Annotated in this window: 17 protein-coding genes; 9 read left to right on the top strand and 8 right to left on the bottom strand. The window is 65.1% G+C overall.

Features of this window, described 5'->3' with window-relative positions; genetic code table 11:
* Positions 1–6 precede the first annotated feature (6 nt).
* Genes VFZ97_18065 through VFZ97_18055 form a run of 3 tightly spaced genes read right to left on the bottom strand, consistent with a single transcriptional unit; the run spans position 7 to position 2,687 of the window.
* Positions 7–843: a TIGR03619 family F420-dependent LLM class oxidoreductase gene (locus tag VFZ97_18065; protein ID HEX6395345.1), complete on the bottom strand. Its 837-nt coding sequence runs from the start codon at positions 841–843 to the stop codon at positions 7–9.
* Position 844: 1 nt separating this feature from the next.
* Complete coding sequence (locus tag VFZ97_18060) at positions 845–2,203, bottom strand: amidohydrolase family protein (protein ID HEX6395344.1); 1,359 nt, start codon at positions 2,201–2,203, stop codon at positions 845–847.
* A complete protein-coding gene (locus tag VFZ97_18055; GenBank protein ID HEX6395343.1) occupies positions 2,184–2,687 on the bottom strand; it encodes an SRPBCC family protein in 504 nt (167 codons plus the stop codon). The genes VFZ97_18060 and VFZ97_18055 overlap by 20 nt, the downstream gene beginning before the upstream one ends.
* Before the next feature lie 95 nt (positions 2,688–2,782).
* On the opposite strand from VFZ97_18055, the gene VFZ97_18050 reads away from it, so the two are divergent.
* The 7 genes from VFZ97_18050 (at position 2,783) to VFZ97_18020 (ending at position 9,298) form a co-directional block, all read left to right on the top strand.
* Positions 2,783–3,406: a TetR/AcrR family transcriptional regulator gene (locus tag VFZ97_18050; protein HEX6395342.1), complete on the top strand. Its 624-nt coding sequence runs from the start codon at positions 2,783–2,785 to the stop codon at positions 3,404–3,406.
* Positions 3,403–4,326, top strand: coding sequence for a haloalkane dehalogenase (locus tag VFZ97_18045; protein ID HEX6395341.1), 924 nt, complete (start codon positions 3,403–3,405; stop codon positions 4,324–4,326). The genes VFZ97_18050 and VFZ97_18045 overlap by 4 nt, the downstream gene beginning before the upstream one ends.
* A gap of 3 nt (positions 4,327–4,329) precedes the next feature.
* The gene (locus VFZ97_18040; protein HEX6395340.1) at positions 4,330–5,850 is read left to right on the top strand and encodes a sulfatase-like hydrolase/transferase; all 1,521 of its coding nucleotides are present in this window, start codon (positions 4,330–4,332) and stop codon (positions 5,848–5,850) included.
* 10 nt (positions 5,851–5,860) lie between these two features.
* Positions 5,861–6,895 carry an aldo/keto reductase gene (locus tag VFZ97_18035; protein ID HEX6395339.1) on the top strand — a complete coding sequence of 345 codons (1,035 nt, stop codon included), beginning with the start codon at positions 5,861–5,863 and terminating at the stop codon, positions 6,893–6,895.
* A 45-nt stretch (positions 6,896–6,940) separates the two neighbouring features.
* Complete coding sequence (locus VFZ97_18030; GenBank protein ID HEX6395338.1) at positions 6,941–7,717, top strand: thioesterase family protein; 777 nt, start codon at positions 6,941–6,943, stop codon at positions 7,715–7,717.
* Positions 7,718–7,799: 82 nt separating this feature from the next.
* On the top strand, positions 7,800–8,432 hold the full coding sequence (locus tag VFZ97_18025; GenBank protein HEX6395337.1) for a TetR family transcriptional regulator: 633 nt from the start codon (positions 7,800–7,802) through the stop codon (positions 8,430–8,432).
* A complete protein-coding gene (locus VFZ97_18020) occupies positions 8,429–9,298 on the top strand; it encodes a PaaI family thioesterase (GenBank protein ID HEX6395336.1) in 870 nt (289 codons plus the stop codon). Before VFZ97_18025 ends, VFZ97_18020 begins: the two co-directional genes overlap by 4 nt.
* A gap of 28 nt (positions 9,299–9,326) precedes the next feature.
* Here VFZ97_18020 and VFZ97_18015 read toward each other — a convergent pair whose 3' ends face one another.
* The 5 genes from VFZ97_18015 to VFZ97_17995 form a co-directional block, all read right to left on the bottom strand.
* The gene (locus VFZ97_18015; GenBank protein HEX6395335.1) at positions 9,327–10,019 is read right to left on the bottom strand and encodes a sterol desaturase family protein; all 693 of its coding nucleotides are present in this window, start codon (positions 10,017–10,019) and stop codon (positions 9,327–9,329) included.
* On the bottom strand, positions 10,007–11,800 hold the full coding sequence (locus tag VFZ97_18010; protein ID HEX6395334.1) for a hypothetical protein: 1,794 nt from the start codon (positions 11,798–11,800) through the stop codon (positions 10,007–10,009). The genes VFZ97_18015 and VFZ97_18010 overlap by 13 nt, the downstream gene beginning before the upstream one ends.
* Positions 11,797–15,636 (bottom strand): ATP-binding cassette domain-containing protein, encoded by a 3,840-nt coding sequence (locus VFZ97_18005; GenBank protein HEX6395333.1) that lies wholly within the window; start codon positions 15,634–15,636, stop codon positions 11,797–11,799. Before VFZ97_18005 ends, VFZ97_18010 begins: the two co-directional genes overlap by 4 nt.
* A 35-nt stretch (positions 15,637–15,671) precedes the next feature.
* Complete coding sequence (locus tag VFZ97_18000) at positions 15,672–16,310, bottom strand: ferritin-like fold-containing protein (protein ID HEX6395332.1); 639 nt, start codon at positions 16,308–16,310, stop codon at positions 15,672–15,674.
* 124 nt (positions 16,311–16,434) lie between these two features.
* Positions 16,435–17,457 (bottom strand): hypothetical protein, encoded by a 1,023-nt coding sequence (locus VFZ97_17995; protein ID HEX6395331.1) that lies wholly within the window; start codon positions 17,455–17,457, stop codon positions 16,435–16,437.
* Positions 17,458–17,554: 97 nt separating this feature from the next.
* Here VFZ97_17995 and VFZ97_17990 point away from each other — a divergent pair, with 97 nt between their 5' ends.
* Together VFZ97_17990 and VFZ97_17985 are read left to right on the top strand one after the other, a co-directional pair.
* Positions 17,555–18,178 (top strand): maleylpyruvate isomerase family mycothiol-dependent enzyme, encoded by a 624-nt coding sequence (locus VFZ97_17990; GenBank protein ID HEX6395330.1) that lies wholly within the window; start codon positions 17,555–17,557, stop codon positions 18,176–18,178.
* Positions 18,179–18,240: 62 nt separating this feature from the next.
* A partial coding sequence (locus VFZ97_17985; protein ID HEX6395329.1) for a hypothetical protein occupies positions 18,241–18,777 on the top strand: 537 nt, incomplete at its 3' end.

The raw sequence follows: 18,777 nt of genomic DNA, 5'->3' as shown, positions 1-18,777 counted from the left end.
CAGCAGTCAGGCGTGCAGGACCTCGCCGGCGAACCTTTTCAGCCCGTCTACCGCCTCCCGGCTGCTCGACCACGGTCTAACCAGAACCCTGCCTACACCCGCCTCCTCGTAGCGAGCGAGATCGTCTCGAGTCTCGACAGGAAGCCCCATCGTCACCTCGATGTCCGGCGTGATGCCCGCCGCTTCTCGCATCGAGGTGATCTTCGCGATGGACCCCGGAATCTGGTCGAGCGTGTGGTTCATAGGTATCCAGCCGTCTCCCAGAAGCGCTGCCCGCCGCAACGCGGCCGCGCTGTCACCACCGACATGGACAGGTATGCGGGGTTGGAACGGCTTGGGCTCGAACATGACCGGCTCGAAGTCGAAGAACTCCCCGTGGTGTTCGATCTCCTTGTCGGTCCACAGCCGGCGGCACACCGCGATCGCCTCGTTGACGCGCCGGCCGCGGGTGCCGAAGTCGAGCCCGGTGGCAGCCCATTCCTCAGCTAGCCAGCTCGCGCCGATACCCAGCTCCACCCGGCCGCTCGAAACGATGTCCAGGGTTGCAACCGCGCGTGCGCTGATGAACGGATGGCGGAGCCCGATGTTGTACACGTGGGTCCCGAATCGAATGCTCTCTGTGCACCCGGCGAGCGCCCCCATGTACACGAACGGGTCGAAGACCGGTATGTCCGGCGGTATCGGGGGGTGCTCCTGCCCGCTGAACGGGCTGCCGCTCGAGTGGACCGGGAGGATGAGGTGCTCCGGGATCCATACCGATTCGTATCCGAGCCTGTCGGCGGTCTGGGTGACCTCCCTCCACATCCTCGGGTTGAGCATCCCGAGGGGCAGACCAACCTTCACGTCAGGAAGTGGCCAGCGGAACCGGCCGCGCAAGGCTCCAGCTGAACGTTTCGGGGATATCTTCGAGAGACACGGGTGCGGCTAGATCCTCGACGGTGGGACCGAAGCGATCGGCGACCGTTTGCAGGAGGGAGGCGTCGAAACCCCACAGCTCAACCGCGTTACGGCCCAGAATCTTGCGAAGGTCGGGCTCGGGCATGCCACCAAAGATGTGCTGAAGTACCTGACGGTGAACCGGGGCAGCACCCTCGAGGTGGGGAAAGTCGGCTCCCCACATGAGCCGGTCGACGCCGATCTCTGCGCGCATCTCCGCGTCCTGCCGCTGGATCAACGATCCTCCGAGGTGGACGTGGCGCTCGAAGTATTCGCCCGGCCGCAGCTTCAGCGCAGCGCGGACCGGCGCACCTCCGTGAGTGTCGAAGAACTGTTCCATGTCGCGGATAAGGGAAGGCAGCCACTGCACGCCGTTCTCCGTGACGGCCACCTTGAGATTGGGGTGACGGTCGAATACCCCGCCGAACACGAAGAACCACAGTGGCCGCCTGGTGAAGACGAATACCTCGTACAAGCCGAGCATTCCGCCTCGCTTGGCGTCGTACAAGTACTTCGTGTCCGTCGCGGAACCTGAGGCTCCGGTGTGGAGATTGATGACCATTCCCTGGTCCTCGCACGCGCTCCAGAAAGGCTCGTAGTAGTCGTCCGCGTAGCCGGGAAGCCGCGATTTGACCGACATCGCCGGCAGCATGACGCCTCCGAACAGCCCGGCCGAACGCGCCCATTCGACCTCCTCGACCGCCCGCTTCAGATCGTGGAGATCCGTCGGCATCACACCGGCGCGCCGGCCAGGCGCCGCCGAGCAGAAGTCGGCGAGCCAGCGGTTGTACCCGTGAAGCGCCGGCCAGACGACCTCCAAGCCTTCCGAGGCTTGCGACCCGAGATACATCGCCGGCGAGATCCCCCCGGCGAGGATAGGTCCTGGAAAGGTGACCTCGGCGTGGATGCCCTGCTCCTCGAGAACCGCCAGACGCTTTCCGTCGCCGTCGCCCGGAATCACCCAGTCGGCGCTGTAGTGCTCGAGCCACTTCGACGCGGCGGATATGTCGACACCCATTCCGGCGAGCCGGCGCGCAGCCACCCGCCTCACCGGGTCCGGATCGTCGATCTCACCCGGGTCGTTGCCGCCGAACATCGAGATGGCGGTGGACGACAGATCGCCGAACCCGGCCACAGCCTCACGGGAGGCGGGATCAACGTAGGACAAGAACAGATCGAGGTCGTCCGGCGCGGCGTGCGCGTCTGCGGTTACGACGACGTAGTTGCTGCCGTCAGGCCGGACAGGCTCACTGCGCGAGTCGGCCACCGCTTCCGCTCCTTTCTCGCAACATCTTCAGGCCCGCGTTGATGGAGGAGGCGAGCGTCGTGTCATTGGACCGCGATATCGCCTTGTGAACCCTGCGCTCGAACAGCGTGCGCGTCACCGGATTGAAGGCGTGGTACGTCTCGCGGAAGTGGATACGGGTACTTCCGTCTCCGAGATCCTCCAGGCTCGTGAATCCTGCAGCCTTCGACCAGAGGGGCTTCCCGATCGCGTCGTAACGCCATGAGTGCGGGCGGCGAACCTCGGTTAGCCACTCCCACGACACCCCCCGGCCTCCCGACAGGAGCCAGCGAGGGACCGGAAACACGCAATGGCGCACCAACCCCTCGCCGGTTGGGTCGCCCGGGTGGAGGATCTCGATGGTCACGTCCCCGTGAGACCGCGTGCCGCTCCGATGAGACCAGAAGAGCGACCACACTTCCTCGGGGGATCCCTCCACGTCGACCGAGTAGGTGTGCTCCTGCACGTAGGGGAGAGTACTCGGCATCGTCCGCGGGCGCTCTGGACAGCACCCACAAACTAGTTGCATGTTTAGTGCAAATAGTTTACTGTTTGGCTTCGATGCGCGACACCGCAGATCTCGCCAGCGACGGTCGCCTTGCCCGTGGCGAGCGCACCCGCCGGCAGCTCGCCGAGGCGCTGATATCGCTGCTCGAGGACGGCATCGCCGAACCCACCGCGCGGGAGGTGTCAGCGCGGGCGGGCGTCTCTCTCCGGCTGGTCTTCCATCACTTCGACGACATGGAGCAGCTGCTCCGCGCCGCGGTGAAAGTTCAAGTCGAACGGCACTGGGACCACCTGCGACCAGTGGATCCGTCCCTTCCGGTTGGAGAACGAGTCGCTCAGATCGTGCGCCAACGGGAATCCCTCTTCGAGGCGATATCACCGGTGAGGCGCGCCGCGGCCAGAGTCGAGGCGGCGTCCCCGACCGTCGCCGGGGAGCTGTCCAACGCCCGGCTCGTCTTGCGTCGCGCGGTACAACGCGCCTTCGGTCCCGAGCTTCAGGCAGCGGGCCCTGCGCGCGCCGAGCTGCTGGACGCGCTCGAAGCAGCGGCGTCGTGGGAGACGTGGGACCAGCTGCGCAGGCGGATGGGCCTCGGCCCGGCCGCGGCCAGGCGAGTCGTGATCCGAACCCTTATTTCATTGCTCGAGAGCACCAAGTCACCAGGAGGTAGTGGCAGATGAAGGTCCTTCGCACACCCGACGACAGGTTCGCCGGCCTGCCGGGTTACGAGTTCCCCCCGCGCTATGTCGATGTCGCAACCGGCGACGGCGACGGAACCTTGAGGGTCCACTACCTCGACGAGGGACCTTCGGATGCACCGGAGACCGTCTTGCTTCTTCACGGCGAACCGTCGTGGAGCTTCCTCTACCGGAAGATGATCCCCAGCCTGGCCGACGCCGGGTTCCGTGTCGTCGTCCCGGACCTCGTCGGCTTCGGCCGGTCCGACAAGCCGGCCGAGCGGACTGACTACAGCTACGCTCGCCACGTCGAGTGGATGCGCGCGGCCCTCCTCGACCAGCTCCGTCTGAACGGTGTGACTTTGGTCGGGCAGGACTGGGGAGGGATGGTCGGATTGCGCCTGGTGGCAGAGAATCCGGACAGGTTCCGCCGGGTCGTGGCCGCGAACACGGGGCTGGTCACGGGGGACCAGAACATGGGTGATGCTTTTCAAGCTTGGTTGCGGTTCTCACAAGAGACACCCGAGCTCCCGGTTGGCCGGATCGTCGCCGGCGGATGCGTTTCGCCACTCCCTCCAGATGTCGTCGCCGCGTACGACGCCCCCTACCCCGACGAGGCCTACAAGGCGGGCGCGCGGCAGTTTCCGCTTCTGGTGCCGATCCGGCCCGACGATCCGGCCTCGGACGCGAACCGCCGGGCTTGGGACGTGCTGCGCGGTTTCACCAGGCCGTTCCTCTGCGCGTTCAGCGACCAGGACCCGATCACCAAGGGAGCAGACTCGTTGTTCCTCGCGGAGGTGCCGGGCACCAAGGGTCAGCCCCATACGACCATCGAGGGAGGAGGCCACTTCCTCCAAGAGGACCGTGGCCCCGAGCTGGCCCGCGTGATCATCGATTTCATCAACTCGACCAAGGACGCCTGACCGATGGGGCGCAAGATCCTGTTCATCACGACGGACCAGCAGAGGTACGACAGCCTCGGCTGCAACGGGGGAACGGTCGCACGGACACCCGTGCTAGACCGGCTCGCCGCGGAGGGGATCAACTTCCGCCGGGCGATGAACCAGAACGTCGTGTGCATGCCGGCACGCTCGACGATGATCACCGGTCAGTACGTCCGGACACACGGCGTGTTCGCCAATGGGGTACCGCTCCCGGCCGATGCCCCGAGCATCGCGGCCCACTTGAACGACCACGGCTACAGGACCGCTCTGATCGGGAAGGCTCACTTCGAGCCGGGCATGGATCTGGAGGGCCGCTGGCCGGAGAACCGTTTCGCACGAGAGGGGAGTACCGGCCCCCATCGGGGTTTCGACCATATCGAACTGGCTATGCACGGCCCGCTTCCGCTCTGGCATTACGGCAAGTGGCTCCTCGAGCAACCGGGGCATTGGGAGCGCGGCTTTTACCAGTTGTTCAAGGGCGGGCAGCTCAACGGTGAAGGCGGTGGCGACACGAGCGCTCCGCAGGTGGCGGTGAACCCGGTGCCGCGCGAGCTGTACCACACAGACTGGACGGCCGCGCGGGCGATCGCGTGGCTGCGTGGGCTATCCGCCGACGACGATTGGTTCTGCTGGGTCAGCTTCCCTGATCCTCACCACCCGTGGGACCCGCCCGCATCGGAGTTGAAACGGGTCGACTGGCGGAACCTGGACCTGCCTCGCGCCCACCCTGGCGGTGCCGACGCATGCCGGGAGGTCCTATCCGAGAAGCCACGCCACTGGCTGGCGTACTACGACGGGTCGCATTCGAACCTCGAAGGAGGACCGACGTCCTTTGTGCCCGCCGCGATGACCCACGACCAGGTTCGTGAGGTCAACGCTCTGACCCACATCGAGAACGAACTGATCGACGAGGCGATCGGGCGGATCCTCGACTGTGTGGATGGCCGGGGTTGGGGCGAGGACACGGACGTGATATTCACGACCGATCACGGGGAACTTCAGGGGGACTTCGGGCTCCTCTTCAAGGGCCCCTACCACTGCGAGGCTCTCATGCATCTGCCGATGATCTGGCGGCCCGCTCGGTCCGCCGGAATCTCCGCGGCGGTCGTCGAGGAGCCTGTCGGCCAGCTCGACCTCGCTCCCACGTTCGCTTCGATCGCGGAAGTGCCGGTGCCGGACTGGGTGCAGGGCTCTCCCCTGCCGATCGGTAGGGCCCCTGAACGGGAGCGGGTGATCACCGAATGGGACAGCCAGTTCCCAAGCGAGGACCTGCATCTGCGCTCTATGTACCGGGACGGATGGCTGGTCACCGCCTACGAGCCCGGAGGGGGATACGACGGCAGCGAAGGCGAGCTGTACTCGCTGGTCGACGACCCCCTGCAGTGGCACAACCTGTGGGCGGATCCGGCTCACCGATCCGTGCGGGACGATTTGCTGTCCGACCTGTACGACCATCTCCCCGCCCCGCGGGCGGAGAGGTTGAACGTCGAGGCGCCGGTGTAGGTTGCGGTCCATGAACTACCGCAACCTCGGAACGACCGGAGTGAGGGTCAGCCCGCTGTGCCTGGGAGCGATGATGTTCGGCGGTTGGGGAAATCCCGATCACGAGGACAGCATCAAGATCATCAACTCCGCGCTGGACGCGGGGATCAACTTCATCGACACGGCCGACGTTTACTCCGCCGGCGAGTCGGAGGAGATCGTCGGCAAGGCGATCGCAGGGAAGCGCGATTCGCTCGTCATCGCGACCAAGGTTCACGGGCCGATGGGTTCGGATCCGAACCAGCAGGGCAACTCACGGCGGTGGATCATCCAGGAGTGCGAGAACAGCCTCCGGCGGCTCGGCACCGATTACATCGATCTGTACCAGATCCATCGGCCGGACCCGCACATCGATATAGACGAGACACTTGGAGCGCTGACCGACCTTGTCCGGCAAGGAAAGGTCAGGTATATCGGTTCCTCCACGTTCCCTCCGTCGGCCATTGTCGAAGCGCAGTGGACCGCCGAGCGCAGGCAACGCGAACGCTTCGTCTGCGAGCAACCGCCGTACTCGATGCTCGTCCGCGGCGTTGAAGCCGAGGTGCTGCCGACCTGCCGGAAGTACGGGATGGGAGTCATACCCTGGAGCCCGCTCGCCGGTGGGTGGTTGTCGGGAAGGTGGCGGAAGGGTGCCGACGAGCTGACCAGCCGGCGGGCTGAGCGGCTGCCCGAGCGGTATGACCTCTCCATCCCGGCGAACCAGGCCAAGCTCGAGGCGGCCACCGCGCTCGGCGATCTGGCCGCAGAAGCGGGAATGTCGTTGGTTCATATGGCCCTCGCGTTCGTGATCGGACACCCGGCGGTGACCTCGGCGATCATCGGCCCCCGCACCCACGACCACCTTGACAGCCAGCTCGGTGCCGCAGGCGTGACGCTGGAACCGTCGATCCTCGACCGCATCGACCAGATCGTCAAGCCTGGCTCGAACTTCAGCTGGGCCGACGCGGGATACGAACCTCCATCGGTGTCGCAGGCCTGGCGACGCCGCCGGCCGCCCCGCTACTAGCCGATTCAAGCCCACCATCAACAGATGAACGCGCGCGACTGATCTATGTACGACGGAGCAGACCTCGAATGGCTCGGCCTGGCGCGAGTCGAGCCGGGCCGCTGGCATTTCGCACTAACCAACCCACTGTCACGCTTTGATGGAAAGTTCTACGGTGGAACCGGGCTCGCAGCAGTCGCGGCGGCGATGGAAGCCGAGACCGGCCGGCACGCAGTATGGGCAACAGTGCAGTTCGTGTCGACGACCGATGTAGGCGAAGTGATCGATTGCGACGTCGAGGTTCTCGCCGAGGGTCGTCGGACTTCTCAGGTGCGGGTGACCGGCAAGGTTCGCGACGGCATCCTGTTCTCCGCGCTCGGAGCCACGGGTGACCTCCGTCGAGATCCCCTTCAAGCTCAGTTCGGATCCATGCCCGCGGTCCCGCCTCCTGATCAATGCGCCACGTGGCGTCCTAGGGCTCCGAACCTGCAAATTGCAGATCGAGCTGGCTGGCTCGCCTGCGTTGAGGTCCGTCACGCTGGCGACCGCGGGGCGCTATGGGCCCGCATGCTCGACCGCCCTCTTACCCGTGCAGCCCTCGCCTTCGTCGCTGACGTGGTGCCGAGCGGGGTGGTGCGGGCCGCCGGTCGAACCGGCGCCGGAACCAGCCTCGACAACTCGATTCGGTTCGGCGCCGATCCGGCCGGCGACTGGGTGCTCATAGACGTGGATCCCCACTTCATCGCTGGGGGTTACGTACACGGAGCCGCCCGACTGTGGTCGATCGACGGGACTCTGCTCGCGGTGGCCAGTCAGACGGCGTCCCTGTTGCTCTTCGACTGAGCCCGCTACAACCGATCTGGGAGAACCGCCTGCCAGGCCTCTCGATTGATCAGTCAATCAAAAGAGCGGTACCTTCGCGGCCGTGACAACGCAGCGCGCGAAACAGATGCGCCGTGCCGTCAGCGAGGACGACAAGGCGGCTCGCCGTGACGACATCCTCGCCGCTGCGAAGAAGGTGTTCGCGAGCAAGGGATACCACGCGACGACCATTGCCGACGTCGCCAGAGAAGCAGGGGTCGCCTACGGGTCGATCTACTGGTACTTCTCTTCGAAGGATGAGCTGTTCCACGAGCTGATGGCATCCGAGGAGCAGGCCCTCCGCTCCCATCTCGCTGCTGCGCTCGCCGGCATAGATTCCGCGGACGCCACCGATGCGGGTTTCCGCGCGGCCATACGCGCCACGTTCGAGTTCTTCGAGGCCGATCGCGCGACGGTGAAGCTCCTGTTCCGCGATTCCTACGCTCTCAGTGACCGATTCGAGAAGCATCTCTTCGGCATCTACGAGCGGTTCGTCAGCGATATAGAGGAGATGATCAAGGTCGCCCAGAAGCGGGGGGCAATCATCTCCGCGCCGCCTCGCATGGTCGCGTTCAGCCTGGCCGCGCTCGTCGGGCAACTGGCTCATCGTCGCCTCAGCACCGACGACGGGCTGGAGGCCCGAGTCGTCGCGGATTTCGTGGTGTCGCTCGTCCTGGACGGCCTTCGCCCACGATGAGCGGGAGTGATTGGGTTAGCCGCTGGATCGAGGATGCGCCGTTCGCCAAGCTCCTCGGCCTGACCATCACAGAGCTGTCCGCAGAGCAGGCGCGGCTGTCGCTCGGTTTCAAGGAAGAGCTGTCCAACGGGGACACCGCGCTTCACGGCGGCGTCGCCGGGTCGATGATCGTGAGCTCGGCCGGTTGCCTGGCCCGCGCTTCGCTCGGGCCAGAGAGCGGCCCCTGGCACACCAGCGCGCTTCAGATCGGATATCTGTCGGCGGCTTTGGGAGAGGGGATAACCGGAACCGCGACACTGCTGCGCAAGGGCAAGGAGCTCGCCCACGTCGAGGTGGAAGTTGCCGGCGACGGCGGCAAACCGATCGCGAAGGGACTGTTGACGGTGCGAGGCCGCTTCGGCGCCGAGCCCCTACCTGCGCCGGTCGTGGCGGGCTTCGCCGCGGGGAACGATAAGGGGCCGATGGGCCCGTTCATCGCGTCCATCCCGTTTCATGCCGCGCTCGGGATCAGCGCGGAGCACATGGCTGACGGGTTGTCCCGGATCGTCATGCCCGAGGCGGAGGCGAACACCACTCCCGACGGCGAAATCCACGAGGGGGCGCTCCTCGCGCTCCTCGACACCACTGGCGCGATGTCGGCCTGGGCGAAGACCGGGCCCGGCCGATTCAAGGCATCCACTCCGGGACTGCAGGCCCGGGTACTCGACCCCGCTCCGCGGGGAGACCTGGTCGGGCACGGGCGGGTGGTGCATGTCGATCGCGAGGTTCTCTTCTGCGACGTTGAGATCTGCCGCGCCGCCGACGGACGGCTGGTTGCCGACGGCACGGTCAACTACCGGATAGTGACTCCTGAGCTGTCCCGGTAGCGTGCTTTTCTGCCGCGGCGATTGCTATCTATGACTCCATGCCGAGGGTTCGAGCGGTGGGCGACAGCTCGACAGAGCTCTTATCCGGGAAGGTCCCGAGAATGTGATCCGCCAGGTGCATGGTCACACCGAACCAATACCGCTCGTTCCGGTAGTGATGGTTGCGGTGGGCCCGCCATACGTACCGGTACACCTTGTGGCGCGGTCGGTAGGAGGAATGAATCAGAAAGTGGGTCCACTCGTAAGTGAGGGTCATCGCGTACGCCCCGATCAGACCCGACAGTCCGACCGGAAGGGAGAACGGGATCAGGAAGACCGCTGCCGTGCCGGCGAGCAATCCGACGAGAGGCTGGTCAGGAATGAACACCAGCCGAAGATCCTTCGGATCGGCGTGATGGGCGCGGTGCTTGCGCGACACGAGCGGATCAAACTTGTAACCGCCGACCGATCGCGGCCGGAAGTGAAGCAGGAACACATGGATGAGCCATTCGGTGAGGGGTTGGACAGCGACCACGATGGCCGGCGGCAGAAGGTCCCACCAGCTGTACTCCCCCACGTAGATCCGTCCGGCGACCGCAGCGACCAGCACGACGGCGATGGCGATCGGAGAACGTTGCCGGAAGAACATCCTCGACGCGTCGCACAGCGTCCGCACGTCGTTCCTCGGTGCCGACGCGGTCGCCGCGCGTGACGCCGGCGAATCGGAGGCTATCCCGGACACTGCAGCTGTTGACCGGGTCCGCCTAGGGCGGATGGGTCCGATATCAGATAGGTCTGGCCGCCGTTGCACCATGTGTAGGCGCCTTTCGTGTTGTCGAATGCGCTCACGGCATTCGGGTTCCATTTAGCGATTTCGAACGAAGCCTCCGGGTCGAACACTCCGTTTCCAAAGTTCCACTGCCCGGCGATGACATCACCGGGTAGCGAGGGCGGTAGCGAAAACATTCCCCGCTCGAAGGTCGCTGGGGTGAGATCAGGACCAGCGGCCTGAAGGGCGTCGAACACCTGAAGCAGCGTGTAATACGGCACGTAGAAGTACGGCGGGGAGCTCGGCGACCACTCTGCAGGATGTTGACCGGGATACCCGAGCTGGTAGGCCTTGAACGCTTCGATGGTTGGTAGGGGTGGGAACTGGAAGCCTCCGACGATGGTGTCCTGCCACTCGCTCTGGGTGTACTCCCGGGCGATAGGGTCACCGAAATCTGCGGTGAGCCACTCGGGGAAATACTGCTGCTGAGATGCCGCGCTGGTAAGGAAGATCGGCACGATCGGGTCGCACGAACAGAGGACGGTTGTGACTCCATCCGCTTTGAGTTTGGCCATAGCGGTGGTTGCTTCCTGCTCGTACTCGGCGACGTTAATGGTGTATCCGATGGTGTCGTTGCTGGAAACCTGCACCCCACACCCGCTGGACAACAGCTGCTTGTAGAGGTTGGCTTCGGCCGTGTACACCGGTGTCTGCGGGTAAATGATCCCGAACTTGCGTGTGGTGTGCTGGTACAGAGTGTCACTGCTGAACACCGCGGGCAGTCCGGCCAGCCTGCGGCATACCACGGCCGCCCCGCCCGTCACCGCATTGGTTCCGGAGGGTCCCTGAACCGAGTACTCGTAGGGAGCATGCTGATCGAACCACTGCTGGGAAAGGCCAACCGATGAGAACCCGATCACGCGCTCGGCGGCCAGGTCCTCTTCGTAAGGCTGGGAAGCCTGGAGCGTGAAGGTGACGTCGCCGAACGCTCCCATGTCGTGGGCGGTGACGGCATCAGACTGGGTGGCTGCCAGACCCTGTCCCTGGTCCTCTTCGATGTAATCACCCTGGCCCTGGTAGGTCTTGAGGACCACCTGACGCCCGTACAGCTCGAACTGCTTGTTGAAGTAGGCGATGTATGCCTGCAGGTCCGCCACGTAGTCGTCCTGATTGACATTGGCGGCGCCCGCGAGTGCGTTGATGGCCGACTGCTGGGCCGAGTTGGCGAGGCGGTACGTCAAGGTGATCGTGGATGCCGTCACGCCTGGGGCGGTCGCGCCGCCGTTGTTGCCGTGGTACGCAGGAACGCACAGCGGTGCGTAGCGAGACCAGCTGAATTGACGCGCTCCGGATCCGCAGGTGACCCCCGTGCGAGAAACGCCTGATGCCGCCGGTGGTGTGATACCCGTTGAATTCGACGAACTGGACGGCCCGACAGAGGCCGCCCCGGTCGCGCTGGCCGCTCCGGCCGCCGACGCCGGGGGGGTTGCCCCTTGGGCACCGGAGGGCTGTGGATTCGCCGCGGCGCCGGTGGGGGCCGGTGCCCCGCTCGGTTGCTGCCCGGCAGCTCCTGCTTGAAATCCTCCTCCTGCGCTGTTGGGCTGGGTGGTCGGTACAAAGGCGATGATCAGGCCGATGGCCAGCCCGATGACCGCGACGGGAACGTAACGGGCGCCGACCTTCAGCAGCCACCGGCGCATCATCGCATCGAACTCGGCCTGGGACATCTGTCCTCCCCCTAGGGGTGCCGTCATCGGCTGTTCCCTCCTCGTTCAGTCCTTGCCCGGGCCTTGCCGGGTGGCGCCGCCGACCCGTCACGAATGTTGCCGTTCCGCGACGCGGCTCGAGTAGTCGTGTTGGCGGTCCGCTTCTCCGCGGACTTTCGCGGAGTCCGCTGCCGGCTGCGTCCCGACCTCGCGATCGCCCTCGGGTCGACACCCAGATACGCCTCGACGACTGCGGGATCCTCGATGACGCTCATCGGCGCCCCTTCTGCGATCGACGCTCCGAGGTGCAGGCAGATCAGCCGGTCGGCGATCGATGAAACCAGCGGCACATCGTGCTCGATGATCACGAACGTCGCGCCGGTGCGCTCACGAAGGTCCAGTATCAGCTGGCCCAACGCCTCGCTCTCGCGCTGAGCGATCCCGGAAGTCGGCTCATCGAGCAATAGCACGGAAGGATCGTGGGCGACTGCGCACGCAAGCTCGACGACCCTCCTGGTTCCAGTTGACAGCTCTCTCACGAAGGCATCGCGGTATCGCTCGAGACCGAACGTTCGTATCAGTTCGTCGACCTTGGCGGAGACCCCCTCCTCCGACCGCGCGACCGATCCGGTCCGAAGCACACTTAGGAACGGGTCACGAACCTCAAGGTGGCGCTCGCAGGCGACTGCCAGCGTCTCGGTGACCGTAAGCGAAGCGAAGAGAGCGGCGTCCTGGAAAACTCGTCCGAGACCGAGTTCGGCCCTCGTATGGGCCGGCATCGAGGTGACGTCCCATCCGCGCAGAAGCACACGTCCGTCAGTCGGGCGCAGGAAACCGGAGCAAATGTCGAACAGAGTGGTCTTGCCGGCGCCGTTCGCGCCGATGATGCCCAGGATCTCGCCGGGATACGCCTCGAAGCTGACCCCGTCCAAGGCGACCACCCCGCCGAATCGCCGAGAGAGGTCCACAGCCGCGAAAGCGGGGCCGGCATCGGGGACGCGAGCCTCTCCGGGCGTCGACCGGTCCGACGTCCGCCTTGTTTCGGAACTGCCCTGGAGGAAGACCGCGCGAACCAGCTCCGGCCGATTGGAGAGCTCGGTAGTCTCGCCGCTGAAACGAACCTGACCGCGCTCCATGAATACCGCGGTGCCTGCAATCGAACTCGCAAGGTTTAGCGACTGCTCGACCATCACCACCGTCACTCCCCTGTCGGCTAACGACTGGACGACGTCGAGGAGCTGGGAGACGATCGTCGGGGCCAGGCCGAGAGACATTTCGTCGATCATGAGCAGCTTGGGTTTGCAGTACAGCGACTGGGCGATGGTCAACATCTGCTGCTCGCCACCTGACAGCATTCCGGCCGGGACGTTGAGCCTGTCCCGCAGTGCGGGGAACAGCCCGAGTATCAAAGTGGTCGTGGAGTCCACGGCTTCGTGGTCTCTCCTGATCAACCAGGACCCAAGCCGAAGGTTCTCGGCGACGGTCAGCGAAGGGAACACCCCTCGCCCGCCCGGGACCGTTACGACGCCGCGCCGCACTCTGTCGATCGGATCAAGCTTGGACAGATCGGTGCCTGCGAAGCGGACGCTGCCGCGTTTGGTTTTCAGCAGTCCCGACACGACCCGCAGAACGGTCGACTTGCCCGCGCCGTTCGTTCCTAACAGACCGACGATCTGTCCCTCGGGAACGTTCAGCTCGACGCCGAAGAGGACTTGCACTTGACCGTACGAAGCATCGACACCCGAAAGCGTGAGAAGACCCGGTGGAGGCAGACCGTCCAGCGCCGGCATTTCCACGGTGCCTTCTTCAGCGCTCTCGGCGAAGGCTTGCTCCTCTTTGAGGCTCGGCACTGACAAACCTCGGCGCGAAGCGACCATCCGAAGCAACGCGTCTCGGCCTCGGTACAGAATGCCCCCGGCCAAGCCGGCGGGGAACAGCTGGACGACGAGCAGAAGTCCGCCGCCAGTCGCGAGCAACTGGGCCGCTCCTTTGAGAAAGAATTGCGCTCCCTCGACGTAGAACGCCCCGAGCAGTCCACCGGTGAGGCTCCCCAGACCGCCGATGACGACCATGGTGAACACCTGGAGGCTGTTCTCCGGGTTGTAGCCGGAGAACCCGATCCCACGGAGACCGATTGCGTAGAGACCGCCCGCCACCCCGGCCATGGCGCCTGCAACGGCAAAAGCAGTGAGCTTCGCACGCACCGGATCGACACCGAAACTGGCGGCTCCCCTCGTGTTGTCTCGAACGGCAACGCTCACCCTGCCGGGTCGACCCCGGCGATAGTTCCACCCTGCCAGGAGTGCAAGCACCAAGAAAGCCAGGCAGAAGTAATAGAACGTGCCCGCCGAGTTGAGGTCGAACCGTTGCAGCACCGACGGGCGGGTGAGGGTCGACGGCGCGAACCACGGGAAGTAGGCCGAGTTCAGCAGGTAGTCGGAAACCGGTACCGCAAAGGCGAGGGTCGTCACCGCGAGGAACAGTCCGGGGAGGCGCAGCGCCGGGATGCCGATGATCACCGCGGCCAGCGCGCCCGTGACGGCCGCAGCGAACAGAGCCGCGAACAAGTCGGCGTGGGAGTTGACGAACAGGCTGGCGGTTGTGCCCGCGCCTATGCCAGCGAACGCGAACTGGCCGAGGCTGATCTGCCCCGACCAGCCGGTCAGCACGACTAGTGACACCGCGAGAATCCCGTAGATGGCGACGTACGCCATGAGAGTGAGCTTCGAGTCCGACACACCGAACGGCACCAACACGGCCGCCAGAACCACCAGACCGGCAAGCAGTCCCCTACCGATCCGGACCTCGGGGAGCCGCCCGAGAACCGACGGGATCGGCCGAACCTCCTGCAGCGCGACGTAGCCGCCGAGGTCGCGATCGTCGGCACGCCGGATGCGGTCACGCTGGAGAAGAAGCGCGACGAGCACGACCACGAACAGAGCCACGTCCACGGTCGTGGAGCGCGCGTATGACCAGAACACCGCCTGCTGGAACACACCGATGGCAAGCGACGCCGCTAAGGCGACGGTGAGGCTCTCCATCCGTGCGACCACCGCGGCGGTAAGGGGCGCTAGGAGGGCGTCCGGTCCTGCGAGCACGCCGAGCTGCGGGCCGAGGATGGGAGCAGACAGCATCGACGCGACCCCTGACAGCCCCGCGGCGAGGACCCATGTCATCGTCGAAAGGCGCCGCACCGGGATGCCGAGTAGAACAGCTCGGTCGTTCGAATCGGCTGCGCCGCGGATCGCGATTCCGAACGATGTGCGGCTGAAGAAGAGAGCGAGGCCGCCCAACACGGCTGGGATTACCAGCATCGCCACGACGTGATTCCCGTTGAACAGGATGGGCCCGACGTTGAACTTGAACGTGAACGGCGTGTTGAAGGTGGTCAGAGGCTTGAGGTGCCCGAACGCTGTCGGCAGGGCGAGTTCGGCGGCGCCGATGACCTGCGCCAAACCGATGGTCGCGACGGTGACGATCAGTCGCGGGGCCTTGAACAGCGTCCTGATGACCGTGAGGTCGACAATTGTGCCGGTCGCTAGCGCAGCAAGAAGCCCTACCGGGAGCGCAAGGAAGTACGTCAGGTGCCAGCCGGTCACCATCACCACCGCTACCGACGCGGCGAGCCCTCCGATCTCGGCCTGAGCGAAGTTGATGATGCGTGCCGACCGGTAGAGAATCACCAGCCCGACCGCGGTAAGGGACGACAAACCCCCGAGCACCAGGCCGAGAAGAACCACACCGAAGGGAAGGCCGTTAGGAAGGACCGCGCCGGCGACAACGCACGCCAACGCGAAGATCGCTACACCCACTGCCCACCGCCGCGCCGATGTCAGCGCCGTGGTGCTCGCCGCCGTCAGGCGGGCCAAGGTGTGCTGATCCATCGCGTCTCCCCCCAGTCTGGCGACGCCGACCGCGCCTACGGTACAGGCACGGGCAATCCGAGCGGGCCGAGCCCGATCGCTTTCATCCGCCGGTAGTGGCCGGAGGCGAGAGCGGCGAGCAGATCCAGGGAACGGCCGAGGCGCAAGAAGGCGGCGAACGGCGCAGCCCTGTCCCTCCCGCTCCACAACATGTGAAGAACCATTTTCTGCGCCGCCTTAGCCGCCCGCCTCTTACCGTCGGGGACTTCGTCGAGCAATGCCTTGAGGTCGCCGGCAGCAGCAGCCTCGTGTTCGACCTCGTCCTCCAAGACGGTGTCGATGAAGGCGGCGGTGTCGGTGTCGACGACCCTGCGCAGCCAATGGAGCAGATCATCGGCCACGCCTTCGCCTAGGTAGTCGTACACGCCGGCGGCGACTGTGTCGGTCGTTTCGTGACTGTGGTAGCGATCGAGTGGCACCCGGTACGGGCGCATCGCACGGTCCGGATCTGCGCCTAGGACCTCGAGACGCTTGGTGAATCCCCTGTAGTGCCGGAGTTCCTCGGCTGCCACCTTTCGATACCGGCGCTTGGCGGATTCGTCGGTCGCCGCCTCGGCGAGCGATTTCGCCTTCTCGTACGCCTTCAGTTCGCCGTACGCGACAGCGCCGAGCACCTGCACGAGTGTCTTGTTCATGGTTCCCCCCAGGAACGGGCCGCCCAGCGAGGACCTCCTGACCGGCGAGGCGTTACCGATTGACTGATCGATCAGTAGTGTACAGCCAGGCTTGGGGGCGGCGATCCAAAGGCACGAACGCGGGTTAGATGCCTTCGCGAGTTCCCACCGGGCGTCCGTCGATTATCTGATCGAGATACTCAGCGAGGCCCGCGCCCTCGATATCACCACATCGCCAACGGGTCATGCCCTCGGTGATACGGGTGACCATCCCCTCGCGGCGGTTGCGCAGCGGAATGTTCGACCACACCTCCCCTTCGACGGGGTATTCGGCATCGTCGGTCGTGACCAGCGCGTGCACGGCCTGGTGATACCAACCTTCGTCGTAGTCGGAGCTCAGCTTCACGTCTCGTATTGGAACCCACTGGTCGTCCCCGTAGCGCTTCCGGTCGTAGAGGAAGCCGTGGACGTGCCGGCTTCCACCCTCGGTTCCCGAAATCGTGGTCGCCAAACCGAGGTCCGGCCCAAGGTTGACCGTCAGCCACCGGTACCACCAGACCGCCTGCCAGTAGCGCGGTCCCCACGAGTGGTCGCGCAAACCGAGTGCGCCATGGAGGCGGAATGTCTGGTCCCCTATCGTCACCGTCCCTGTCGACGCCATGTGCTGTTCGGTGTGGCCTCGTGCGAAGCTCTTCTCAGGATCGACCTCTCGGACCGCCTCCCCTTCCTCCGCTTCGGGCTCACCACCCCACGGCTTCGCCACTGCCTTCAGCGTCAGATTCATCTGGCACGCAACTTTGGGGTTGTCCGTGAACGCAGCGCGGGGATCCTCCATGTCACGGGGTCGATCGAGAAGGACAACCTTCCCGTCGTAGCTGATTCGATGCTCGACGTAGGGTTCGACCACGTCGAACTTGAGACCGCCTGCATCGTGAGCAGTGTGACCTTCGATCTTGGGACGGCCGAACATGAACGCCACCGACCCCAAAGGCAGGTAGAAGCAGGTGGTCATCTCGGCATAGCCCTCGTTGGGCCGGTTCCCCATACGCACCCAACCGCCAAGCCCGCACCCGGGGTCGTAGAAGTTGTAGTACCTGCTCTCGTTGAAGTTGGACGCTTCTTCAAGCGGGTGCAGGTAGTCATCCTGTGCGGTCAGGCGGATCTTCATCCGCCAAGCATTATCCAGAACCGCGCTTCTTCGCCCGCCGTCACTGCATATTGTTCGGTCACAAGCATATTTAGCGGTTACCTAACAAGGAGGGGGAATGGCAAAGCTCCACATCTGGCCGGTGGTTCATACCGAGCGCAAGGCTCTGGCATCGGATCTCACCGGCCTGCCGGGAGATCGCTGGGCGACGCCGTCGCTGTGCACGGCGTGGACGGTTCGGGATGTCCTTGCCCACATGACCGCGACCGCGAAGGTCACGCCCGCGAACTTCTTCCCGAAGCTCATCGGATCCGGCTTCAGCTTCGAACGGATGCAAGCGAAAGACATCGCGTCAGAGAAGGGCTCCACCCCCGAAGACACCCTGACCGGGTTCGAGGGCGTGCTGAACTCGGAGAAGCGGCCGCCCGGACCTCCCGCAACGATGCTCGGCGAGACGATCGTGCACTCCGAGGACATCAGGCGCGCTTTGGGGATTCAGCACACCTATCCGATGGACGCGGTGATCCAGGTCGCCGACTTCTACAAGGCTTCGAACCTGATCCTGGGAACCAAGCGACGCGTAACCGGGCTCACGTTGCGTGCGACCGACACGGACTGGTCCCACGGAAACGGTCCCGAGGTCTGCGGCGCGATGCTCCCCCTTCTTATGGCCATGGTGGGCCGGAAAGCCGTGCTCGACGAGTTGAGCGGCGAGGGAGTGGCGGTACTGCAATCGCGCTGACAGCGTTCCGTGACGCATTACAGCCGTTGCCTGAATGACAACGGAGGCGTAACGTCGCAGATGTGGCCGACTACGTGACAGAACCGTTCGACAGGCTTCCGTTCGGCAGCCCGGAAAAAACCCGCCGATACGCGACCGAGCGCTACGCCGGAGCGGTCGGGCTGAACTGGTGGTCGTGCGATCCGACCTTGCAATTCCTCATGCGGGTGCACCTGGGGGCCGACGGGATGCGCTGGGCCGAGCCACATCTGGAGCGCGCCGGCGCCCTGATGGGCGGTCCGGTCGCCGAGCGCGCAGAGGCGACCGACCGCAACCCTCCGCGCCTGGAGAAGTACGACCGTTGGGGCCGCGACGTCAGCCGGGTCGTCCACTCCGAGTCGTTCGTCGCTTCAAAGGCCGAGCTGATCCGGGAGTCCTTCACCTCGTCAAAATTCCTGCAGGAAGCCCAGCGCGCCGGCGTGGATCCGGGGCCTCTCGTGGCAGCGTGGAGCTACATGTTGAACCAGGCCGAGATCGCCATGACATGCGTGCTCGGCACCGGGCTCGACATGGTCGTCCGGATGGCCGAGCGTTTTGCACCGGAGGACGTCGAACGTCGG

The organism is Acidimicrobiales bacterium, assembly GCA_036378675.1.
Classification (GTDB): domain Bacteria; phylum Actinomycetota; class Acidimicrobiia; order Acidimicrobiales; family Palsa-688; genus DASUWA01.
The sequence above is the reverse complement of the archived record's forward strand: the minus strand, read 5'-3'. Positions and strand labels throughout refer to the sequence as shown.